The 17,941-nt window shown below is 62.1% G+C and carries 20 protein-coding genes; 4 read left to right on the top strand and 16 right to left on the bottom strand.

The window, feature by feature from the left end:
• Nucleotides 1–317: 317 nt before the first annotated feature.
• From AC1RP5_RS18430 to AC1RP5_RS18445, 4 genes are read right to left on the bottom strand one after another with little or no spacing between them, the layout of a single operon-like run.
• The gene (locus AC1RP5_RS18430; protein WP_493112902.1) at nucleotides 318–1,922 is read right to left on the bottom strand and encodes a GMC family oxidoreductase; all 1,605 of its coding nucleotides are present in this window, start codon (nucleotides 1,920–1,922) and stop codon (nucleotides 318–320) included.
• 1 nt (nucleotide 1,923) lies between these two features.
• Entirely contained in the window at nucleotides 1,924–2,400 is a 477-nt protein-coding gene (locus tag AC1RP5_RS18435; protein WP_493112904.1) for a hypothetical protein, read from the bottom strand.
• Between the two features lie 29 nt (nucleotides 2,401–2,429).
• Nucleotides 2,430–3,206: an SDR family NAD(P)-dependent oxidoreductase gene (locus tag AC1RP5_RS18440; protein WP_493112905.1), complete on the bottom strand. Its 777-nt coding sequence runs from the start codon at nucleotides 3,204–3,206 to the stop codon at nucleotides 2,430–2,432.
• Between the two features lie 10 nt (nucleotides 3,207–3,216).
• Entirely contained in the window at nucleotides 3,217–4,101 is an 885-nt protein-coding gene (locus tag AC1RP5_RS18445) for a LysR family transcriptional regulator (RefSeq protein WP_493112906.1), read from the bottom strand.
• A gap of 100 nt (nucleotides 4,102–4,201) precedes the next feature.
• Between AC1RP5_RS18445 and AC1RP5_RS18450 the strand changes: the two genes are divergently transcribed.
• Complete coding sequence (locus AC1RP5_RS18450) at nucleotides 4,202–5,524, top strand: aspartate aminotransferase family protein (protein ID WP_493112907.1); 1,323 nt, start codon at nucleotides 4,202–4,204, stop codon at nucleotides 5,522–5,524.
• A gap of 18 nt (nucleotides 5,525–5,542) precedes the next feature.
• Here the strand turns inward: AC1RP5_RS18450 and AC1RP5_RS18455 are convergent, their stop codons facing one another.
• Together AC1RP5_RS18455 and AC1RP5_RS18460 are read right to left on the bottom strand one after the other, a co-directional pair.
• Complete coding sequence (locus tag AC1RP5_RS18455) at nucleotides 5,543–6,520, bottom strand: Bug family tripartite tricarboxylate transporter substrate binding protein (protein ID WP_493112909.1); 978 nt, start codon at nucleotides 6,518–6,520, stop codon at nucleotides 5,543–5,545.
• Between the two features lie 404 nt (nucleotides 6,521–6,924).
• Nucleotides 6,925–7,356, bottom strand: coding sequence for a DUF6173 family protein (locus AC1RP5_RS18460; protein ID WP_493112911.1), 432 nt, complete (start codon nucleotides 7,354–7,356; stop codon nucleotides 6,925–6,927).
• Nucleotides 7,357–7,603: 247 nt separating this feature from the next.
• Between AC1RP5_RS18460 and AC1RP5_RS18465 the strand changes: the two genes are divergently transcribed.
• Both AC1RP5_RS18465 and AC1RP5_RS18470 read left to right on the top strand, forming a co-directional pair.
• The gene (locus tag AC1RP5_RS18465) at nucleotides 7,604–8,254 is read left to right on the top strand and encodes a hypothetical protein (protein WP_493112912.1); all 651 of its coding nucleotides are present in this window, start codon (nucleotides 7,604–7,606) and stop codon (nucleotides 8,252–8,254) included.
• A 181-nt stretch (nucleotides 8,255–8,435) separates the two neighbouring features.
• Entirely contained in the window at nucleotides 8,436–9,200 is a 765-nt protein-coding gene (locus AC1RP5_RS18470; protein WP_493112913.1) for a hypothetical protein, read from the top strand.
• A 244-nt stretch (nucleotides 9,201–9,444) separates the two neighbouring features.
• Here AC1RP5_RS18470 and AC1RP5_RS18475 read toward each other — a convergent pair whose 3' ends face one another.
• Together AC1RP5_RS18475 and AC1RP5_RS18480 are read right to left on the bottom strand one after the other, a co-directional pair.
• The gene (locus tag AC1RP5_RS18475) at nucleotides 9,445–9,849 is read right to left on the bottom strand and encodes a GFA family protein (RefSeq protein WP_493112914.1); all 405 of its coding nucleotides are present in this window, start codon (nucleotides 9,847–9,849) and stop codon (nucleotides 9,445–9,447) included.
• 21 nt (nucleotides 9,850–9,870) lie between these two features.
• Nucleotides 9,871–10,080, bottom strand: a complete 210-nt coding sequence (locus AC1RP5_RS18480; RefSeq protein WP_493112915.1) for a hypothetical protein — start codon at nucleotides 10,078–10,080, stop codon at nucleotides 9,871–9,873.
• Between the two features lie 362 nt (nucleotides 10,081–10,442).
• On the opposite strand from AC1RP5_RS18480, the gene AC1RP5_RS18485 reads away from it, so the two are divergent.
• Complete coding sequence (locus AC1RP5_RS18485) at nucleotides 10,443–10,835, top strand: response regulator (RefSeq protein WP_493112917.1); 393 nt, start codon at nucleotides 10,443–10,445, stop codon at nucleotides 10,833–10,835.
• A 542-nt stretch (nucleotides 10,836–11,377) separates the two neighbouring features.
• Here AC1RP5_RS18485 and AC1RP5_RS18490 read toward each other — a convergent pair.
• From AC1RP5_RS18490 to AC1RP5_RS18525, 8 genes are all read right to left on the bottom strand, one after another.
• Complete coding sequence (locus AC1RP5_RS18490) at nucleotides 11,378–11,650, bottom strand: hypothetical protein (protein ID WP_493112919.1); 273 nt, start codon at nucleotides 11,648–11,650, stop codon at nucleotides 11,378–11,380.
• 361 nt (nucleotides 11,651–12,011) lie between these two features.
• Nucleotides 12,012–12,560, bottom strand: a complete 549-nt coding sequence (locus AC1RP5_RS18495; RefSeq protein ID WP_493112921.1) for a hypothetical protein — start codon at nucleotides 12,558–12,560, stop codon at nucleotides 12,012–12,014.
• A gap of 577 nt (nucleotides 12,561–13,137) precedes the next feature.
• The gene (locus AC1RP5_RS18500; protein WP_493112923.1) at nucleotides 13,138–13,695 is read right to left on the bottom strand and encodes a hypothetical protein; all 558 of its coding nucleotides are present in this window, start codon (nucleotides 13,693–13,695) and stop codon (nucleotides 13,138–13,140) included.
• Nucleotides 13,695–14,237: an N-acetylmuramidase family protein gene (locus AC1RP5_RS18505; RefSeq protein WP_493112924.1), complete on the bottom strand. Its 543-nt coding sequence runs from the start codon at nucleotides 14,235–14,237 to the stop codon at nucleotides 13,695–13,697. The genes AC1RP5_RS18500 and AC1RP5_RS18505 overlap by 1 nt, the downstream gene beginning before the upstream one ends.
• Nucleotides 14,234–14,653 carry a hypothetical protein gene (locus AC1RP5_RS18510; RefSeq protein ID WP_493112925.1) on the bottom strand — a complete coding sequence of 140 codons (420 nt, stop codon included), beginning with the start codon at nucleotides 14,651–14,653 and terminating at the stop codon, nucleotides 14,234–14,236. The genes AC1RP5_RS18505 and AC1RP5_RS18510 overlap by 4 nt, the downstream gene beginning before the upstream one ends.
• A gap of 54 nt (nucleotides 14,654–14,707) precedes the next feature.
• A complete protein-coding gene (locus AC1RP5_RS18515; protein ID WP_493112927.1) occupies nucleotides 14,708–16,795 on the bottom strand; it encodes a hypothetical protein in 2,088 nt (695 codons plus the stop codon).
• Complete coding sequence (locus AC1RP5_RS18520; RefSeq protein WP_493112929.1) at nucleotides 16,795–17,559, bottom strand: hypothetical protein; 765 nt, start codon at nucleotides 17,557–17,559, stop codon at nucleotides 16,795–16,797. The genes AC1RP5_RS18515 and AC1RP5_RS18520 overlap by 1 nt, the downstream gene beginning before the upstream one ends.
• A 56-nt stretch (nucleotides 17,560–17,615) precedes the next feature.
• On the bottom strand, nucleotides 17,616–17,936 hold the full coding sequence (locus AC1RP5_RS18525; RefSeq protein ID WP_493112931.1) for a hypothetical protein: 321 nt from the start codon (nucleotides 17,934–17,936) through the stop codon (nucleotides 17,616–17,618).
• Nucleotides 17,937–17,941 lie beyond the last annotated feature (5 nt).

Consider the following 17,941-nt stretch of genomic DNA (forward strand, 5'->3'; position numbering starts at 1 on the left):
TGGATTCACCAAAGAAAATCCGTGTTGTTCGCATTTCAGACTAAAAGGGCCGTGTAACCTTGCAGTTTTGCAGCAGGCATTGGCACTCTTCGAGTTGAACGCGAACTCGGAGATCCCGGCCTGCCGGCGGGCAAAGCCACGACCAAAGACCTCTCCCTCAACGCTTTAACTGCCATCGACGATGCAGCGAAGGCATCGACATATGTGGCGGCAGGAGCTGAAACGCCTGGATAGGGACGCCGTCCCTGCCGGCAGCGCCGCCCTGGGCGTAGGCTGTGGCGCAGAGCTGGTTGCGGGACCCGGACAGGCTGGCGGAATCAGTCGAACAGCGTCGCCAGTCGCTGCTTCATCTGGTCGGCGATGTAGAGCGCCAGCGCCTGGATGGTGGAGGTCGGATTCACCCCGCCCGAAGTCACCCAGATGCTGCCGTCGACGATGAACAGGTTCTTCACGTCGTGGCTGCGGCCCCATTCGTTCACCACGGAGCGCCCCGGGTCGGTGCCCATGCGCGCCGTGCCGAGCAGATGGCCCGGATAGTTCAGCGCCGTCCGCGAAGCATAAAGCCGGGTGGCGCCGGCCTCGGTCAGGATCTCCTCGGCGCGGGCAATGCCATGCTCCATCATGCGGCGCGTGTTCTCGCTGATCGTGTAGTCGATCTTCGGCGCCGGGATGCCGTTGCTGTCCTTCAGCACGGGGTCGAGCGTGACACGATTGTGCTCCTCGGGAAGATCCTCGCAGGCCACACCGATGTTCAGCCGGTGATCGAGCAATTCTCGATACCGGCGATGGTGATCGCGCCCCCACGGCAGGTGGCCGGAGACCGCACCGGTGATCGCCTGATTGGCCGGGCCGGTGCCACGACTGAACTGCAGGGTGTAGCCGCGCACGAAGTCGCGCGACGGATCGGTCTCGTAGAACTGCTTGCTCCAGATCGTGTTGATCGGCCCGCGGCCGCCGTCCAGCGGCTCGTCGACATAGCCGGAGATCATCGGCCAGGGGTGCAGCATAAGGTTCTTGCCGACCAGGCCCGAGGAATTGGCGAGGCCGTTCGGGAACCTGGCGGAGGCCGAGTTCAGCAGCAGGCGCGGCGTGCCCACGCCGTTGCAGGCCATGATGACGACTTCGGCCGGCTGGAAATGCTCGACGCCATCGGCATCGTAGTAGATCGCGCCGGCGGCCATGCCGTTTTCGTCGGTCGTGATTTCACGCACCCGGCAGCGCGTGCGCAACTCGACGCCGGCGCGGATCGCCAGCGGCCAATAAGTAATGTCGGTGCTGGCCTTGGCGCCCTGCGCGCAACCCGGCGTGCAGTGGCCAAGATTGATGCAGCCGGCACGACCTTCATATTCGGTGGTGGCAATGCTGCTGTCGGACGGCCACCAGTGCCAGCCCAGCCGGTTCATCGCCTGCCCGTAACGCGTGCCGGTCTTGCCGAGCCCGATCGGCGGCATCGGCGGATGGCGCGGCGGCACGCCGGGATCGCCCGCGAGACCCGAGACGCCCATCATCCGGTCGTTTTCGTCATAAAACTTCTCGAGCGCCCAGTAGTCGACGGGCCAGTCGTCGGCCACGCCATCCAACGACTTCACCTTGAAGTCCGAGGGATGCATGCGCGGCCAATGGGCCGTGTAGATGATCGTGCCGCCACCGACGCCGTTGAAGTTCGCGATCTTCATCAGCGAGTTGTCGTCGTTGATCGGATAGTCGGTGTCCCGCCCGCGACGGTTGGGGCTGATCTCGAAGTCGGTGTAGCGACGGGCTTCCCAGTCGCGGCCGTTGCTGGGGAAGTCGGTCGGCTTCATCCAGTCGCCCTGCTCCAGGCACAGGATGCGCATCTTCGTCTCGGCGAGGCTCCACGCCACGGCGGCACCCGAAGCGCCCGAGCCGATGATCAGGACGTCGACCTTCTCGTTGCCGGCCATGTCAGCGCTCCTCGACCGGAGGGACGCGATCGTCGCGCCAGAGCGGCGCCCGGCCGCGCACGACGTCGAGCAGCGACCAGTCGCCCTGCTCCAGCACATAACCCTTCGGGAAGGGCGAGCGCGCTTCGTGCCCAAGCGCCAGCAGGACGCGATCGTCACGATAATAGGCACCCACGATCACCCGCCCGAGCGTAACGGCCGCGGCGTTCCGGTCGGCGTACCATTCGTTGATCAGGGCTTCGCGGCGGTCCCGGTCCATCGCAGCGAAAGCACCACCGGACTTCGCTGCGATCGCGGCCAATGCTTCGCGGACCAACGGAAGGTCGCGGCCCAGCGATCGCACGATGTCGTCGAGGATGGCGGGGTCGTCGGCGCCTGGCATTCGCAGGGCGGTGTCTTCGGGAACCATCGTCCCGGCGATTTTCTTGAGGTCACGTATTTCAGCGTCGGAAAGTCGAGTCTCGGGAGCGGCGGCCATGTGAACCTTGCTGACTTGCTGTGCCGATCCTAGGCGATCGAGCGGCCGCCATCGACGAACAGATTGACGCCGTTGATGTAGGTGCCGGCATCCGAGCACAGCAGCAGGGCCGCTCCCACGAGATCGCCGGGCTGGCCGAGCCGGCCGGTCGGAATGCGTTGCGCGAGCGCCTCGCCCTCGGTGGCCATCTGTTCGCGATTGCGCGCCGTCAGGATGGCGCCAGGCGCGAGGTTGTTCACGGTGACGCCCTGCCCGCCGAACTGCCGGGCGAGATTCCACGCCCAGTTCAATTGCGCCGCCTTGGTGCCGGCATAGACCAGCATCTGCGGATGCGGCCTGATCTGCTGCACGCTGCCGATGGTCACGACCCTTCCCCAGCCGCGTTGGCCCATCGGCGGGACGAGGTCCTGCAGCAGTTCCATCGGGCTGCGCAGGTTGACGGCGATCTGCTTGTCGAACCGCTCGCGCGTGATCGCGTCATAGGGCTCCGGCAATTCGATCGAGGCATTCAGCACCAGGATATCGACCGAAGACCAGGCGGAAACGGCTTCGGCCAGCCGGTGTCCCGCGTCCTCGAGCGCGAAGTCCTGGCCGAAGGCGCGCGCGGTGCCACCTCCCTGCTCGATCTCGCGCACCACCGAAGCGGCATCGGCCCTCTCCTCTTCCGTGTCGGCGTGGTGGATCGCCAACCGCGCGCCGACGCCGGCGAGCGCGAGCGCGATGGCCCGGCCGATCTCGCGACGGGCGCCGGTCACCAGGGCGGTGCGGTTCTCGAGACGGAACAGATCGAGCGGATTGGAAGACATGAAGATTCTCCTATGCCTTGCGCAGGGCAGAGGTTCTGCCGCGCCTTCCGAGATCGGGCAACACGGCCCGCATGTAGTCGCCCAACGCCTGCGCCGCCAGCGACGGTCGCGGGTCGGCGAATTCGACGGTGATGCCGATCGTGGGAAGCGGCGGTAATCCGGCGGTGACGATGTGGAGGTCCGGCGGGACGGCCATGCGGGTCAGGACGCTGATCGCGTGGCCGGAGCGCGCGATCGCGATGAGGCCGGCCAGACTGTCGCTGGCGAAGGCGATCCTGTAGCGCCGGCCGACCGCATCCATCGCCGCGCACGCAGCCCTGTAGTCGAGTGTCGTGGGTCCCGAGAGCGCCAATGGGAGACTGGCCTGGCGCAGGACATCAGGTTTGGCAGCGTTCGCCACCCACACGAACTTCTCCTGCCGGATGACCTCTTTGGCCTTCGGATCCGGAACCGACACGAGCGCCATCTCGATCTGCCGCCGGTGCAGCAGGGGACGAAGATCCGACGTCGGCGCGCAGATCATGCGCAGCTCGATATCCGGATGCCGCGCGCAGAATCCTTCGAGGATCTTGGGCAAGAAAGCGATCGAGTAATCCTCCGGGCATCCCAGGCTGATGGCGCCCCTGATCCCCGTCCCGCACATGTCCGCGACGATCTCGTCGTGCCGGCCGAGAAGGGCTTCGGCATGCGCCAGAAGCCTTTCGCCCGCCGTCGTGAGCCGCACGCCCGAACCGCTGCGGTGCAGGAACGCCTGCCCCAGCATCTTCTCGAGGCGAAGCATCTGCATGCTGAGCGCCGACTGCGTCCGGCCGATCTGCAGGGCGGCCACGCTGATCGAGCCCGTTCGCGCCACGACGGCGAAACTCCGAAGCAGTGCGAGATCGAGGGTCTGCATGGGCATCAGTATCCCTGATATCGGACTAAGCTAATATCAATTTGATTCGAGAAGCAGGCGACGTTAGCGATCGATGTCTGCAACTCCTCCAGGTGCTCCCATGTCGCTGCCCAAGTCGCTGAACGACGATCCCGGCTTCTGGGCCTCGGCCCGCAAGAACCTCACGCGCTATGGACCCGACTTCGAGACGATCATCGTGGAGAGGGCCGAAGGCAGCTACGTCTACGATGCCGACGGCAAGGCCATCCTCGATTTCACCTCGGGCCAGATGAGCGCCGTTCTCGGCCACACCCATCCCGAGATTGTCGCGACCGTCGGACGCCAGATGGGCAAGGTCGCCCACCTGTTCAGCGGCATGCTGTCCCGCCCCGTCGTCGAGTTGGCCTCGCGTCTGGCGGCGGCGGCACCGGGCCTCGATCGCGTGCAGTTGCTGACGACCGGCGGCGAGTCCAACGAAGCGGCCATCCGCATGGCCAAGCTGGTCACCGGCGGGCATGAGATCGTGGCCTTTGCGCAAAGCTGGCACGGCATGACGGGCGCCGCGGCGTCGGCGACCTACAGCGCAGGTCGCCGGGGATATGGGCCCGCGGCCGTGGGCTCGTTCGTCATTCCCGCACCCAACACCTACCGGCCGCGTTTCACGAAGGCGGATGGCTCGCTCGACTGGCAGACCGAACTCGACGACGCCTTCAGGCTGGTCGATCAGCAATCAACCGGCAATCTCGCCGCCTTCATCGCCGAGCCGATCCTGTCGAGCGGGGGCATCCTCGAACTGCCGCCCGGCTATCTCGCGGCCCTCAAGAAGAAGTGCGAGGAGCGCGGCATGCTGCTCATCCTCGACGAGGCGCAGACCGGCATCGCGCGCACCGGCCACATGTTTGCCTTCCAGCGCGATGGCGTGACGCCCGACATCATGACCCTGTCCAAGACGCTGGGCGCCGGCCTGCCGCTGGCGGCAGTGATGACGACCGAAGCCATCGAGCAGAAGGCCCATGAGCGCGGGTTCCTATTCTATACGACGCATGCGTCCGATCCGCTGCCGGCCGCGGTCGGCGTGACGGTCCTGGACGTGGTCGAGCGCGACGGCCTGATCGAGCAGGCAAAAGCGCGAGGACAGAGGCTCAAGGACGGGCTGCAGTCATTGCAACAGCGGTTCGACTGCGTGGGCGATGTGCGCGGCCGCGGCCTTCTCCTCGGACTGGAGGTCGTCGTCGACCGTCAGACCAAGGCAGCGGGTTTCGACCTCGGCGCCAAGGTCATGGAAGAGGCCATGCGGCGCGGCCTCAGCATGAACATCGTGAAGCTTCCCGGCATGGGCGGCGTGTTCCGCATCGCGCCGGCGCTCACCGTGTCCGAGGCCGAGATCGATCGCGGCCTCGAGATCATGTCGGATGCTCTCGGCGCGGCAACCGCCGCGCGTTGAGTTAAGACAGGGCGGCCGTCACTCGGCGCGGATGTCGGCCGCCTTGATCACCTGGCCCCAGCGGGTCACCTCGGCCCGGAGATACTGGTCGAACTGCTGCGGCGTGTTGAGCACCATATCGCTGCCCGAGGCGATCAGGCGTTCGCGCACCGCGCCCTGACCCAGCACGTCTTTGACGTCGGTGTAGATCTTCTGCACCAGCTCCGGCGCCATGCCTGCAGGACCGTAGAGCCCGTTCCAGGTCGCGGTGACAATGTCTCCCGCGCCGGTCTCGACGATCGTGGGAACGTCGGGCGCGAGCGGCGAGCGCTTCTCGCCAGTAGTGACCAGCGCCTTCAGCTTGCCGCTCTGGACGTAGGGCATGGCCGACGGAATGTTGGCGAACAGGACGCCCACCTGGTTGCCCATCACGTCGGCGATCGCGGGCTGTTCGCCGCGATAGGGCACGTGCACGGCCTTCATGTTGAGGCGCATGTTCAGAAGTTCGGAGGTCATGTGCGGCGACGAGCCGATGCCGCCGGAGGCAAAGGTCACCTTGCCCGGATTGGCGCGCACATAGGCCAGGAACTCGGCGAAATTGTTGGCCGGGAAAGACGGATGCGCCACCATCAGCATCGGCGTGGAGTTGAGGATGGTGATCGGCGTCAGGTCCTTCAGCGGGTCGTAAGGCGACTTCGCGAAGATCTGCGGCGCCACGGCGATCGAGGTCTGCGGCGAGACGAGCAGCGTGTAGCCGTCGGGCGGCGCCCGCACCACCTGCTCCGCCGCCAGCATGCCGCTCGCGCCGGTGCGGCTGTCGATCATGACCGACTGGCCCCACTTCTCCTTCAAGGCATCGGCCAGAACGCGCGCCACGAAGTCGGTGGCGCCGCCGGCGGCAAAGCCGACCACGATCTTCACCGGCTTGCTGGGGAACGCCTGCCCGAAGGCCGGCAAGGTACCTGCGGCCGTCGTCGCGACAAGCGAACCCAGCACCGTGCGGCGTGTGACTTTCATTGTGATCCTCCCTGACGCTTATTGATTCGATTGCGTGGGAGTGTCGGCAATATGCATTTTTGCGTCAACGTGCGAACGGGCGCGGACGTCCACGCGCCAGACCTGAAGAAGACGCAGTGCCGTGGGGTCACGCAGGTCGATCGAGCGGCTGCCGGCGCAGTCGCGCGCGAGCTACGCCAGCGTGCGCGACACCGGCTTGATGGTGAGACCGAGATGGCCGGCGATATCGGCGCACTGCATCGGCAGATCGACATGAAAGCTACCACCGCCGCCATATCGAGAAGGAAACACGCAATTTTCTCCCGGGCGGCCTAGCTTTGCAGCTTCCAGAAAACTCACGGATTTTGCCCTTTGGATGGTAAAATATGCCACCCGCGTTCGCCGCGAAGTAGCCCTTCATTCGGCTAATCGGCTGGTTGTTTCTCCTCAGCCAACTTGCCAACAAGCTCGAATCCTATCCGCAGCGCGGGCTCATTGATCTTTGGCAGTGCGGTAAGGATCACGTTCATTTGGGTGTAGTGCTGAAGAACGCGTACGGGTCGCCCCTCCGCGTTATTTCCCATCAGCATGATCATATCTGGGCCCCAAAAACTGACGTCCGCAATGCGAATCGCCAAGCCCGATGTAAGAGACATAGCAATCTCTTCATCCGCATTCAGACTGGCCTCAAACTCCTCGATCTCCTTGACAATACGTTCGTACATCCATTGCGCAGGATTCAGATTTCCGCGATCAAATTGCACATGGCTCAAAGATGGAATCGGAGCGGCAACTGCAACGGCTTCCGCGCGAGCCGACGTTGGCATACCGAATTTGTCTACTCTATTAATTGACATTGGTTTCTCTCATTGATTGTGCTTTGGAAAAGATATGCAGCGTGCATTATGCTTCTGTTGGTCAAGGTTGCAACGACTGCATTGCACGGAGACACGCTCTGTTCCCTAAAGGCAGAGGATCGCAAGAATACGCAGGACGAGCGGGCGAAACTTCGACACGCTCGTTTTGGGTCTGACCCCAAAGCCTAACGCCGCTCGCCTTTCAGATGACCACGGCTATCCTTAGTTGAAACCGGCGGAGACTAGAATGCCAGAACGCGAAAAAGGACTCTGGTCCAAGTTCTTTAGCTGGGCAGAACGATTCGGCAATATGTGGTCGCTGCTTTCCGGAATGGGGATTTTTTCCATCGGGGCTCTGACAGCGTGGGCTGCATGGGCAACTGAGCTTCTTGGCCAATACGCTCCATTTTCCTGGATCGCCTCAGGTATTACTGGGGCTCTCGCAGTATCTCTAAGCCTCGCCGCAGTGGCCTATATGAGGCTGAAGTGGGCTCAGGCCGCCGCAACCAGTAAATGGAAAGAGACGGTTTCTGTCGTCAACCCACTGGAGAGCACCTTTCGCAACCAGCGAATAAAGTTTTCCGATTTAGTTTCTCCGATTAACTCCAAGATTGAGAACAAGAACTTCATTGCTTGCGAGTTAATTGGCCCAGCTACCGTAATCCTTGAGGGAGGCGGACAATTTAGCGGCGTTTCATTTAACAACTGCGATTGGATTGTCATTAATGAAACCCCTATGCCCATCTATAATGTTATCGTCTTACATGAATGCAACTTTCTGGATGGCATAGTTTTTGGGGTCACAATTCTATTGGCACCGCATCACGCACGATCGATCATTTCTCAGGTTCCCCACATTCAATTACTCGCCGGAAGTCTAAGCACTCCGTCGAAATAACCTGCGCTACAAACCTAAGCGCACCGAGCCGCCGCAGCAGCACTGATTGGAATGAACGACATTGCCGGTGCGCTCTGCAAGGCCAGTCTGGCCAGCGCCCATGTCTGTACGCATGAGGCGGCCGGATAACCGCGGGCGCGCTGCGTGTGTTCAAAGCGCTCAGCAAACGGAGTAAAGCCGCATGGTAGCGATGCACCACCCTGACTTCCCGAGCGCCGCCCCCGAAACGAAAATTTGGCGATATTTGGATCTCGCCAAATTTCTCTCACTCATATCGACAGAAAGCCTCTTTTTCAGCAGCTTGGAGGCGATGAGTGCGGCAGACCCATATGAGGGGCATATCACCGACGCTCAACTGCGGAACTACGACGCCATTCGAGCGCTTCCCTTAGAGCATCAACGCAAGCTTCTTAATCTTGAGCAGATACCCGAAGCCTCCGCCCGCGTCATGATTGACTACATGCTGAACAGCACAAGTCCGGCTAGGGACATGATGTTGATCAACTGCTGGCATCAAAATGCTGGCGAGTCAGATGCAATGTGGCGGCTATACAGCCTTCAAGGACAGGGCATCGCCATCCAATCAACTGCCGACAGACTCCATCGATGCTTTCACATGCAGCCGCGTGTCGTCACAATTAGCCCGGTGGGATATCACGACTACGAAACGCACGTGATTCCAACTGGAAATGCTTTGCATCCAGCGTTCACAAAAAGGCGCAGTTTTCAGCATGAGGCCGAACTTCGATGTGCACTGATCGGCGCTCCAAACACGCCGGGTCTGAACTTGTTCGTCGACGTGGATGTGCTTGTCGAAAGCGTGGTCGTCTCGCCCCTTTCGCAACGCTGGGTGCATGACCTCGTCGTAAGTGTCATGAAGAAATATCGGCTTAACAAGCCGGTCATTCAGTCAGGGCTCTACACGCGTTGGACCGCTAGAACGTGAACGGAACGGGAAAGTGTCTAGCCACTGCGACGGAGCGTGTCTAACTCCCGAAGTGGCGCTAAAGAGCACTATTCACCCGACCCGCTCTAAGTCCAAGCGGATCAACATTTTAGCGATGTTGAGGGAATGGTGCCCAGGGGCGGAGTCGAACCACCGACACTGCGATTTTCAGCCGGACGGCCCCAATAGCCGAATCAAGAGCTTGGCGGGCCGACGGAGTGTCTAAAACCCTGTGGAAAACCGCTCAATTGTCTAAACCAATTCGAGCTTCTTGGTCCTCATGATGCTCAGGAATTCCCAAGTGAGGGAGCCAAGCCTCACGCCGCTTTGTCCACAGCTCCACATCGGGCGCGAACCCGTTTGGCGCCTCGTCTAGCGTGCCCAAGAAGACCTCGGCATCCACGTCGGACAGATAGAATAGCCTCGACCCGCACTTCTGGCAGAACGACCGCTTCCCGTACGTCGTCAGTTCGCCCGTGATTTGAATCTTCTCGCTGCGCCAAGTAGCCGTCGCCGAGACGACTGAGCCCGTCAGCTTGCGGCAGGTTGTGCAGTGGCAAAGGCAGGATTTGAAAGGCGGCCCGTGTGCTTCGTAACGCACCGCGCCGCAAAGGCATCCGCCTCGATGCACTACTTCGTTGGCCTCCACGGTTCGCTCCCTAGAGATCCGCTAAACCGCTGCGGCCTTCTCACGTCTTTTGAGCGACCAGTTGCTCTGCATCCGAATTTCCGGATGAGGGACCGTCCAGCACGCCCCTCCTTCATCCAGGAAGACAACCCAGAGCAGGTGCGATTCCGGCCCGTAATCGATAACGAAATGTGCGAGGCCCGAGCCTTTGGGCGTTTCGAGAGGCAGTGGCGGGTTGAGCTGGGTGATCATGGCGGTGGAACGGCTTGTCGTGATTTACGGTTCCGGTCCAATCGACGTCACGCTCGACGCGTGGCCTGTAAGGCACGCCCTCGGCGCTGGCTTCTAAGAAGGACTATGCCGGGCGTCGAAGATCCCGCCCTCGATGCCAGACAAACGGCGGCGCTCATCCGGGTTTGTGACCTCATCGAAAAAGTCCGCTCGGCCGGCCATTTACGGGGCTTCGGGTCGCTTGGATCTCCCCTTTGTCCATTTGGCAAAAAAATTTAACGCCCGGCAAAACCGGAACAAAACATTGTTGCCTATCGTTGCGTGCGCCTCCTTACAGGAGCAAGACGCAGCGCCGACACCAAGTGTCGGCCGGAGGGGGTGGCATGGACACTACATCGGTACTCGTACTTATCGCCGAAGACGAAGCGGAAATTCGGAGGGTTCTCGAAGCCTCGTTTGAAGATGGTGGGTTCGCCGTAGTCTTGGCATCCACAAGTCAAGAGGCGATAGCGATCCTCAATGATCGGGCGAATGAAATACGGGCGCTCGTCACAGACATCATCCTAGGAGCGGGGGGTTCGGGGTGGGATGTCGCGAGACATGCCAGAGAGCTGAAACCTGATATGCCAGTGATTTACACGACAGGCTCTGAAGGGAATGATTGGTCGTCTTTGGGGGTCCCCAATAGCGTTCTGATATCTAAACCCTTCGCCCCTGCCCAAGTGCTAACTGCAGTATCCCAGCTCTTAAATATGGGTAACACCCCATTGGCATGATGCCAAGAGATGGAGATGGCCAAACGGCTGGATTGAGAACGACGGGCTTTTGACTCGTGTCCGCTGTGGCACACCCTCGCCGCTGTCGGGCGTCTGAGGGGCCATCCACGATACCTAACGAAGCGGCGCTTACCCTAGATCGCGACCTCGTCGAACTTTGGCTTTAGTAAAAGTCTGCTCTGTCGGCCACGTGTAGACGCGCCGAGCGTGATCCCACACTTCGAATGCGTCGAAAAGATCGTCCTTGGCGCGACGGGCAAAATGATTGCGAGCCTGTTCAATCAGGCTATCGTCGGGTCCTGGATCCAGCATTTCCACGCCGCCAATATGGCCCCCTCTCATCAAGAAACAGCGCATTGATTTCCTTTACCTGGCGCAGATGGCTTCCGCCGTGGCGATGATTTAGCGAGATTTTCAGTGTGACAAGTACACTGTCCGGAATCGGGCAAAAATTTTCTGCGTGGCGCGGCTCTTCAACCAGCCGGCACATGGACGACGGTCAGAGATCAGCAACCGCAAGAAAAAAACAGCCCGTTGCCGGGTCAGTTTTTACCTGAGAGGGCCTTCAATTCGTTTACCGCCAACGAGCGCTCTTCCATAACGCTCGATCGCTCTTTCTTGAGTTCGCCGACCCGCCGATTCAGATATCTGCGCCTACGACGGATCAGGGCCATCTGCTCCGGCACGACGCTAGCTTCAAGCAGGTCTTTGGCGGACGCGGATTCATCTTGCAGCTTCAGAAGCTCGATCTTGAGTTCAGGCAGGCGGTCGTCGCAGTAATCGATTGCATGTTGAAGGTCGCTCTTCGAAGCCATCGGTTCTCTTACCTCGGACGTGGGCTGCCGCAAGTCGCCGAATTGTTTCGGCCGGCGGGCCACAAATTGCCACCAATTTATTACTGCAGTGTCAAGCAACCTTTCTCGCGGCTTACCGTTAGTCCCCAGTAACTTCTCTCAATCCCAAGCTACTGCACTCATGGGCCGGCTCCCTTGCCACACACCGGGGGAGTCGGCCCCACTCCTTGCTCGGAGCGGCCCATGGATGACGTTATCAATGTTCTCGTGGCGTCGGCGGTGGTGATCTCCGCCACAGGGATTTTTACGCTGTTCTTCATTTAGCGCCCACCTACACGTAGGGCCGTCTTAACGCCATCGGTAGTGATGTGTTCGGCGACACTCAGGTCGCCGGCCGCACTATCGAGGAACTGCGCGTCAGGGCTTCGAACAACGACAACGCCTGTTCCTCAGGCGTCAAGGTTGCGAGGCGTTGCAATGCCTGCGTCACCGAAGTGGTGCCAGTCGGTTCAGGTGAGCTGACAGCAGGCCCTACTTGCGAGCTGCCTCCCTGCACATCCCTGGTCCGAGGACGCTCGCCGAGTTTCAGAAGATGGAGGAGTTCCACCTTATTCGCCGTGAGTTCACGTTTGGATGCCCATCCAGGTTGTGTCTTCACCGTTATGGCGCCGATTTCGGCCGCCAAGCGGTCGGCGACCGCCTCGGAGGCAAACACGCAGTCGATTATCGTCGGGCCGGCGGCGAAGGAGCGGCGCAAGGCGAAGGGCTCGCCCTCAGCACGGACCTTGATCAAATTAAGCAGCCGCTTCTCGGCGCGAACCGCCAAGTGGGATCCGGGCTCTTCCTTCGACAGGCGGACACGAATCCCATGTGGCCGGGCAAACTCCCTGAAGAACGTGATCCAGTCCACGCGGCGACGCGGCAGGCTCATCGCGGGCCCGCCGATGTAGTTGCAGGATGCTTGGACTGCAGGAGTCTCGCGATGGTAATGCGCATTGATGCCTCACGCCGGGCCAATGCTAGTTTGCGAAGCGCCGCCAATTCGGCAGACGCTATCCGAATAGGTTTGTTCATGCGGCACCCCTCACGGTTTCACCGCATTAACGCCGCACTTCACGAAATGTTGCGAGGAACCGCATGTGTGAGACGGAGCCGGTGTCGGGCGTGTCGCGCCCGAACTGGCTGGCTGCAACGACCCATGTCACCGATCCTGCCCGGCCCCTAGCCTTCGGCCTTCATCAGTCAAACGCACCGACTCTGGTGGCTGGCCTTCGCCCTCCATCCAGCCGCGCGCGATCGCCAATGCGAGGGCTGCATCAAGGGTAGGCAGCGCCGTGTTCGGGTGACGCAGGCCCAATTCGCCCACCGTGATCCACTTCATAGGCTGGCCGGCGGTGACAGCATGGACGTCGTCACGCAGCTTGCGGGCAAGGCCGAGGGGAGGTCTGGAGGGTGCCATTTGGGCTCAACGGGTGCCCGGCCACCGGGTTTCACTACCATCAGAAAGGCTATCCCTTCCCGGTCGCGACTTGACGCAGAGCGGCGTCCTTCGAGGCCGAGCCGCTGGAGCTGCCGACCCAATAGGCCACCACGTCGCCCCACTTCGCCGCCAGCGTGCCGAGCAGGATGTAGGCGATCTCGCGCGAGTTGACGGGGATCTCCTGCGTCACGATCAGCCACAGGGCGCCCATGAAGGCCACGGTGACGAGCGTGCTGATGATCGGCGCACTCCAGGCGATCGCCGATCCCGCCTTCGCCAACTCGACAGTCTGGCCACGCGCGTTCTGCGTGTCCGCCAGGTAGGCCTTGATGGTCTCCCGCTCCTGAAGATCCATCTCGCGCTCATGCGCGCGGGCGTCGGCTTCGGCCTGCAGGACCGCGATCTTGAACTGCAGCGCAACGTTTGGATCGGCGGCCAACGCGCGCTCAATACCTGCGGCATCGGTCGTGCCCAGAATATCCTTGGCGAGGCCCGTCACCTTCTCGACGGCGGCGCCGGTCTTGTCGCCCATGATCCAGGACGCAACGGTCGGCGCGAGGCCGAGCAGCAGGGGAAGAAAGGGCATCAGCTGTTCCTTTCGTAAGCGGCGGCCATCAAGCCGGCGTAGTGATCGACCTGCCCCGGGCCGTTGTAGCGGGCGGCAAACGCGCTCCAGTCCTGGCGCTTGAGGGCGTCCATTAGAACCGGGTCAGCGGTCACGAACCGGACGAAGGCGTCTAGCTGCCCCTCGTCCGTGCCCATGGCATCGCGCATGGCCTGCGGACTCTCGTAGCCGAGCGAGTGCCAGTGGAAGCCCATGAGTTGATAGGCGCCCCAGCTCGTCGCCTGGATAGCCGCGCTTTCGTCCAGCGCCGCCGCCTCCTCGAATTGCTGCCAAGCTTCTGCCTGGGAACGTGCAGCCAGTGACGGCGTCCATGCGCGGCACGAGATGTGAGGGTGACTGTCGTTGTGCTGGTAGCCCGTGAGCTTGCCGAACCATTGCGCCTCGAGGCGGATGATCGGCTTGCCGTTGTAGAAGCCCCGGCCGCTGCTCTCGACTGCTGCGATGGCCTTCACGGTAGGAACATCGACGCCGATCTGATCGGCGGCTGACTGGTAGTCGATCACGGCCCACTCCTCACGTTCGGCGGCGCTGCCCACAGGCGGATTTGAATCTGGTCGATCTTGCTGTCCTGACGGTCCATGCGGGCGTCTTGGGCGGCATTGCGCTCGTCGACCCCTTTGAACCGGTCGGAGTGAGCATCGACGCGGTTCGCCAGCACGCCCTGCGCGCCGGTGATGCCCGTGATGGTCAGCCGGAGGTCATTCACCTCCCTGCCGGTTTGCTGGATGGCCGAGCGCGTCTCGGCGTTGCTGGTCTGGATGCTCTCCCAGACCTTGTTGCCCAGCCAGATACCGGTGCCGCCCAGCGCGCCCAGCAAGGGCACGATGGCGACCATGGAATAGCGCGCCACGAGCTTCAGGAGCGCGTTCTCGGCGGCCTTCTCGTATTTGGCGCTGCCGCCCTCTGGGGTCTCACTCATCACGCTCTCCGGGTTTCCCCGTTGGGCAAGACGGGCGGTTGTGGAATTGGGTCATCACGCCCACACCTCGTCACGCCACGCGCTCGCAGCGGGGTCATACCGAAGCTGGACCTGCTTGCCGGGCGGGATCGTCAGGTTGGAGCCGGTCGAGGTCAGGATCTTGTTTGTCGCGATGCAGAGGCCGCTGTTGTTGACCAGAACCTCGTCGTTCGCGCCGCTGTTGCGCCAGAGGATGCGGCGGTCGTCGGCCGCATACGGGCCGGGGTCGATGCCCTGGAAGGTGCGAGTGCTGCCGCCGCCGTTGACGTTGATCTGATCGGACTGCGCGAGGCCGACGGGATCGAAGTCCGTCAGGTTGTCGGTGCTGATCGTCCGGTTGAGGACGCACATGTCCTTACCGAGCCGGAGCGTCGTGCCGACCGGGAAGGCGCTGCCGCTGAAATGCGTCGTGGCGTTCGGACAGCGGATGCGGCGGAACTGGTAGGTCTTCGGGAGGCCACTGACGCAGTAGAATACCGCCATCGACGGATTGCCCTCGATGCGACAGTCCTCGAAATGAACGTCCTTGCTCTCCGCGCTCGGGGCGTCGAAGTAGCCGAAGGTCCGGATGAAAGGCCCCTTGGACAGAGCGCCGCTGATGTAGGCGCCGGTCATCCGATTGATGCGGTAGCAGTCGCGAACGTTGATAAACGTCTCGCCGATCGACCGCCCTCGGAAGCCATAGGCCATGTGGACGCCGGTGTCGTAGTTCACCGTCTGGCCGGCGCTAAGGGTCTGGTCTTCGGCTCGCAGTAGTGCCGACGCGTCGCTGGGGTTCTCGGTCGCCTCGCCGGTACTAACGAACGTGCCACCCAGCCGCTTCCAGTCACGAACGCCGTAGTGCGCCTGGAAGCAGGCCCCGAACACGTTGAAGCACTGAGCGGCGACGCACTCCAGATCGGAGGCGGGAATGCCGTTCACCCCGTTGGGACCACCATCAACAACGTGCCGGCCGCCGTACTGCACGGGGCGGATGAGCTTTACGCCGTGAAAGCCGTTAAAACTGAAGGACAGCGCATCTGGGCGCGTGTGATGCCCGTAGAGCTTCCGGACCTCCGTGTCTTCGAAGTAGCCATCCATGCCGTCGATGCACTGAATGTCGGATTTCCGTGTCTCGAAGAATTTGACGTTCTTGGCCTTGAAACCGATGCCGCCGTTGAACCCGTAGAACCGATCGGTGCCCATGTAGGTGACATCGGACGAGCCATAGACGGAGAAGTTCTCCAGCGCATGGTCGCGGATGGGATCGGTCAGGCGTCGCAGGTAAGCGCCTGCGTTGTAGGCGAACTGCAAGCGTCCGTAGAAGGTGACAATATCGCCATTGATGTCGGCAATCTGCGCCCGCTCGCCGGTGTTGCAGACCTTGCGGAGGAAATGGTTGTCGATGATCTCCTGCTGGGGGTCGGAGATGAACACCCACTGATCGAGCGACAGGTTCTCGACGCCGAGAACCTTCATGGTGAACAGAAAGCGGTCCTGTGTGACCGCGCACGTCACGGGAGACGTGGTTTGCCCGTCGAGCATCCCGCCCCAGCGGAACATGCCGCCGCCGGTGTCGGCCGAGTTGATCTTGTCCACAAAACCGCTCGACTCGGGGTCGATGCCGCGCAGCTTGACGTTGCTGAGCTTCTGGAGCCCACCCGCCCCTGCTCCGGTCAGCTTCTGCGTGATGACCGATATGCCCTCACCAAGGTCGAGCGTCAGGCCCAGAGAGCTTGCAACCGCGACCCATACCTTACCCTGCGCGCTGTCGTCGTCTCCGTCCCAGATGGAGTTGTCGTTGGCGCGCCGCATTGCGTTCAGCCGTGCGCTGAAATACGAAAAATAGAGCCGCTTATCCTTGCCGATGATTCGGCGGCGCCCGCCATTCGCTCCGGTCGGGCTGGATGCGTGGGGGACTGCCACGCCCTTGTAGGTGTCGAGCGCCACCAGCGACGTGAACTCTGACGACGGCGGCGCCCAGTAGAACAGCCCCTGTTTGCCTGGCTCAGCGAGATACACGTCGCCCGTGAAGCTCATGGGCACGCGCGCAAGCTCTTCCAGCGTCGCCACTCGGCCGACGACGTTCCCCTGATAGGGCAAGAGGGCGCGCGCGCGGAGCATCAGATGCCGCCCATCTCACCGATGGTGTAGGCGTAGAGGCTGTCCATCTGCGCCAGCGTCGGGATGACGCCCTGCCAGATCGCGCCCTTGGCGTACTTGCTGCCGGAGGAGAGGCGCTGGACGTTGTTGCCGCGCCCGCCCGCCTGCATCACGAAGGTAGCGTTCGATGCCGTTGGAGACGTGATCGAGATATTGACCGCCACCGACAGGAGGTAGCGGGTCACTGGATCGCCCCGGAAGAACGTCAGTGACGCGGCGCTGTCGTCAAAGATGAAACCGCTGAACTGCATGACGCCATCGGCAAGCGCCTGAGAAATATTGCCAGCAGACTGATTGAGGGCGACCGTCCCACTGCCATTGCGCGCTTGCAGGATTTGCACGTTCGTCGTGCCGACGATGTAGCTCAAGCCGATCATCGACGAGTTGTTGCCGTCCGTGCCGAAGAAGCCTTGTCCGACCCCGGCAACGATGCTGTGCCAGCCCGCATAGGCCAGCTTCACGCCACCTTTATGCAGTTCATTCACCCACGACGGGTTGACCCCGGCGGCAACGTTCATCACGCCCGTCCCGGCGGACGATAGATACGAGGCGCGATTGCCCGTCCCGGCGGCGGCATACGTCAGGCCCGAGGCCGTCAGGTTCGTCGCCGTGGACGACAGGTCCGTGACCGCCGTGCCCGAGCCCGGATAGCTGTTCGTGTCCCCGATATCGACGCACAGTTTCATGCCCGTCAGCATGTCGAGCGCCGTCAGGGCGTTGAGCATGCCGACACGCGGAGGGATCGTTGCCAGCGGCATCCCGTAGGTGCGGCGGTGAAGCATTAGGTGAAGCGGCCCGCCGCGATGACGTGCACGTTCGCGCCGGTCGTGACCTTCCAGCCGCTGTTCGCGCTCCGGATCCCGAACAAGGGGACCGGGAACGGCACCAGATTGGAAACACTGCCCGCGCCGCCGGTAAAGACGGTTCGCGAGGAGCTTCCATCCGTGATGGTCACGGCGCCCGGCGACGTGGTTTCAGGGATGACCACCAGCCCCTCGAACACGTCGCCGACGGCGCCGCCGTTCGTGCCCAGCGCCGAGTTCGTCTGGCTTGCCGCGACGTCCTTGTAGGGGACCTTTGCGATATGGACGGCGTTCGACATTGCTT

The organism is Reyranella sp. GW821-FHT12G01, from assembly GCF_058806575.1.

Coding starts and splice junctions, on each gene's coding strand:
- AC1RP5_RS18470 (WP_493112913.1), top strand. CDS start 8,436: ATGGTAGCGATGCACCACCCTGACTTCCCGAGCGCCGCCCCCGAAACG.
- AC1RP5_RS18445 (WP_493112906.1), bottom strand. CDS start 4,101: ATGCAGACCCTCGATCTCGCACTGCTTCGGAGTTTCGCCGTCGTGGCG.
- AC1RP5_RS18515 (WP_493112927.1), bottom strand. CDS start 16,795: ATGCTCCGCGCGCGCGCCCTCTTGCCCTATCAGGGGAACGTCGTCGGC.
- AC1RP5_RS18460 (WP_493112911.1), bottom strand. CDS start 7,356: ATGTCAATTAATAGAGTAGACAAATTCGGTATGCCAACGTCGGCTCGC.
- AC1RP5_RS18455 (WP_493112909.1), bottom strand. CDS start 6,520: ATGAAAGTCACACGCCGCACGGTGCTGGGTTCGCTTGTCGCGACGACG.
- AC1RP5_RS18490 (WP_493112919.1), bottom strand. CDS start 11,650: ATGGCTTCGAAGAGCGACCTTCAACATGCAATCGATTACTGCGACGAC.
- AC1RP5_RS18495 (WP_493112921.1), bottom strand. CDS start 12,560: ATGAGCCTGCCGCGTCGCCGCGTGGACTGGATCACGTTCTTCAGGGAG.
- AC1RP5_RS18510 (WP_493112925.1), bottom strand. CDS start 14,653: ATGAGTGAGACCCCAGAGGGCGGCAGCGCCAAATACGAGAAGGCCGCC.
- AC1RP5_RS18525 (WP_493112931.1), bottom strand. CDS start 17,936: ATGTCGAACGCCGTCCATATCGCAAAGGTCCCCTACAAGGACGTCGCG.
- AC1RP5_RS18520 (WP_493112929.1), bottom strand. CDS start 17,559: ATGCTCAACGCCCTGACGGCGCTCGACATGCTGACGGGCATGAAACTG.
- AC1RP5_RS18450 (WP_493112907.1), top strand. CDS start 4,202: ATGTCGCTGCCCAAGTCGCTGAACGACGATCCCGGCTTCTGGGCCTCG.
- AC1RP5_RS18480 (WP_493112915.1), bottom strand. CDS start 10,080: ATGATCACCCAGCTCAACCCGCCACTGCCTCTCGAAACGCCCAAAGGC.
- AC1RP5_RS18465 (WP_493112912.1), top strand. CDS start 7,604: ATGCCAGAACGCGAAAAAGGACTCTGGTCCAAGTTCTTTAGCTGGGCA.
- AC1RP5_RS18440 (WP_493112905.1), bottom strand. CDS start 3,206: ATGTCTTCCAATCCGCTCGATCTGTTCCGTCTCGAGAACCGCACCGCC.
- AC1RP5_RS18430 (WP_493112902.1), bottom strand. CDS start 1,922: ATGGCCGGCAACGAGAAGGTCGACGTCCTGATCATCGGCTCGGGCGCT.
- AC1RP5_RS18485 (WP_493112917.1), top strand. CDS start 10,443: ATGGACACTACATCGGTACTCGTACTTATCGCCGAAGACGAAGCGGAA.
- AC1RP5_RS18435 (WP_493112904.1), bottom strand. CDS start 2,400: ATGGCCGCCGCTCCCGAGACTCGACTTTCCGACGCTGAAATACGTGAC.
- AC1RP5_RS18500 (WP_493112923.1), bottom strand. CDS start 13,695: ATGCCCTTTCTTCCCCTGCTGCTCGGCCTCGCGCCGACCGTTGCGTCC.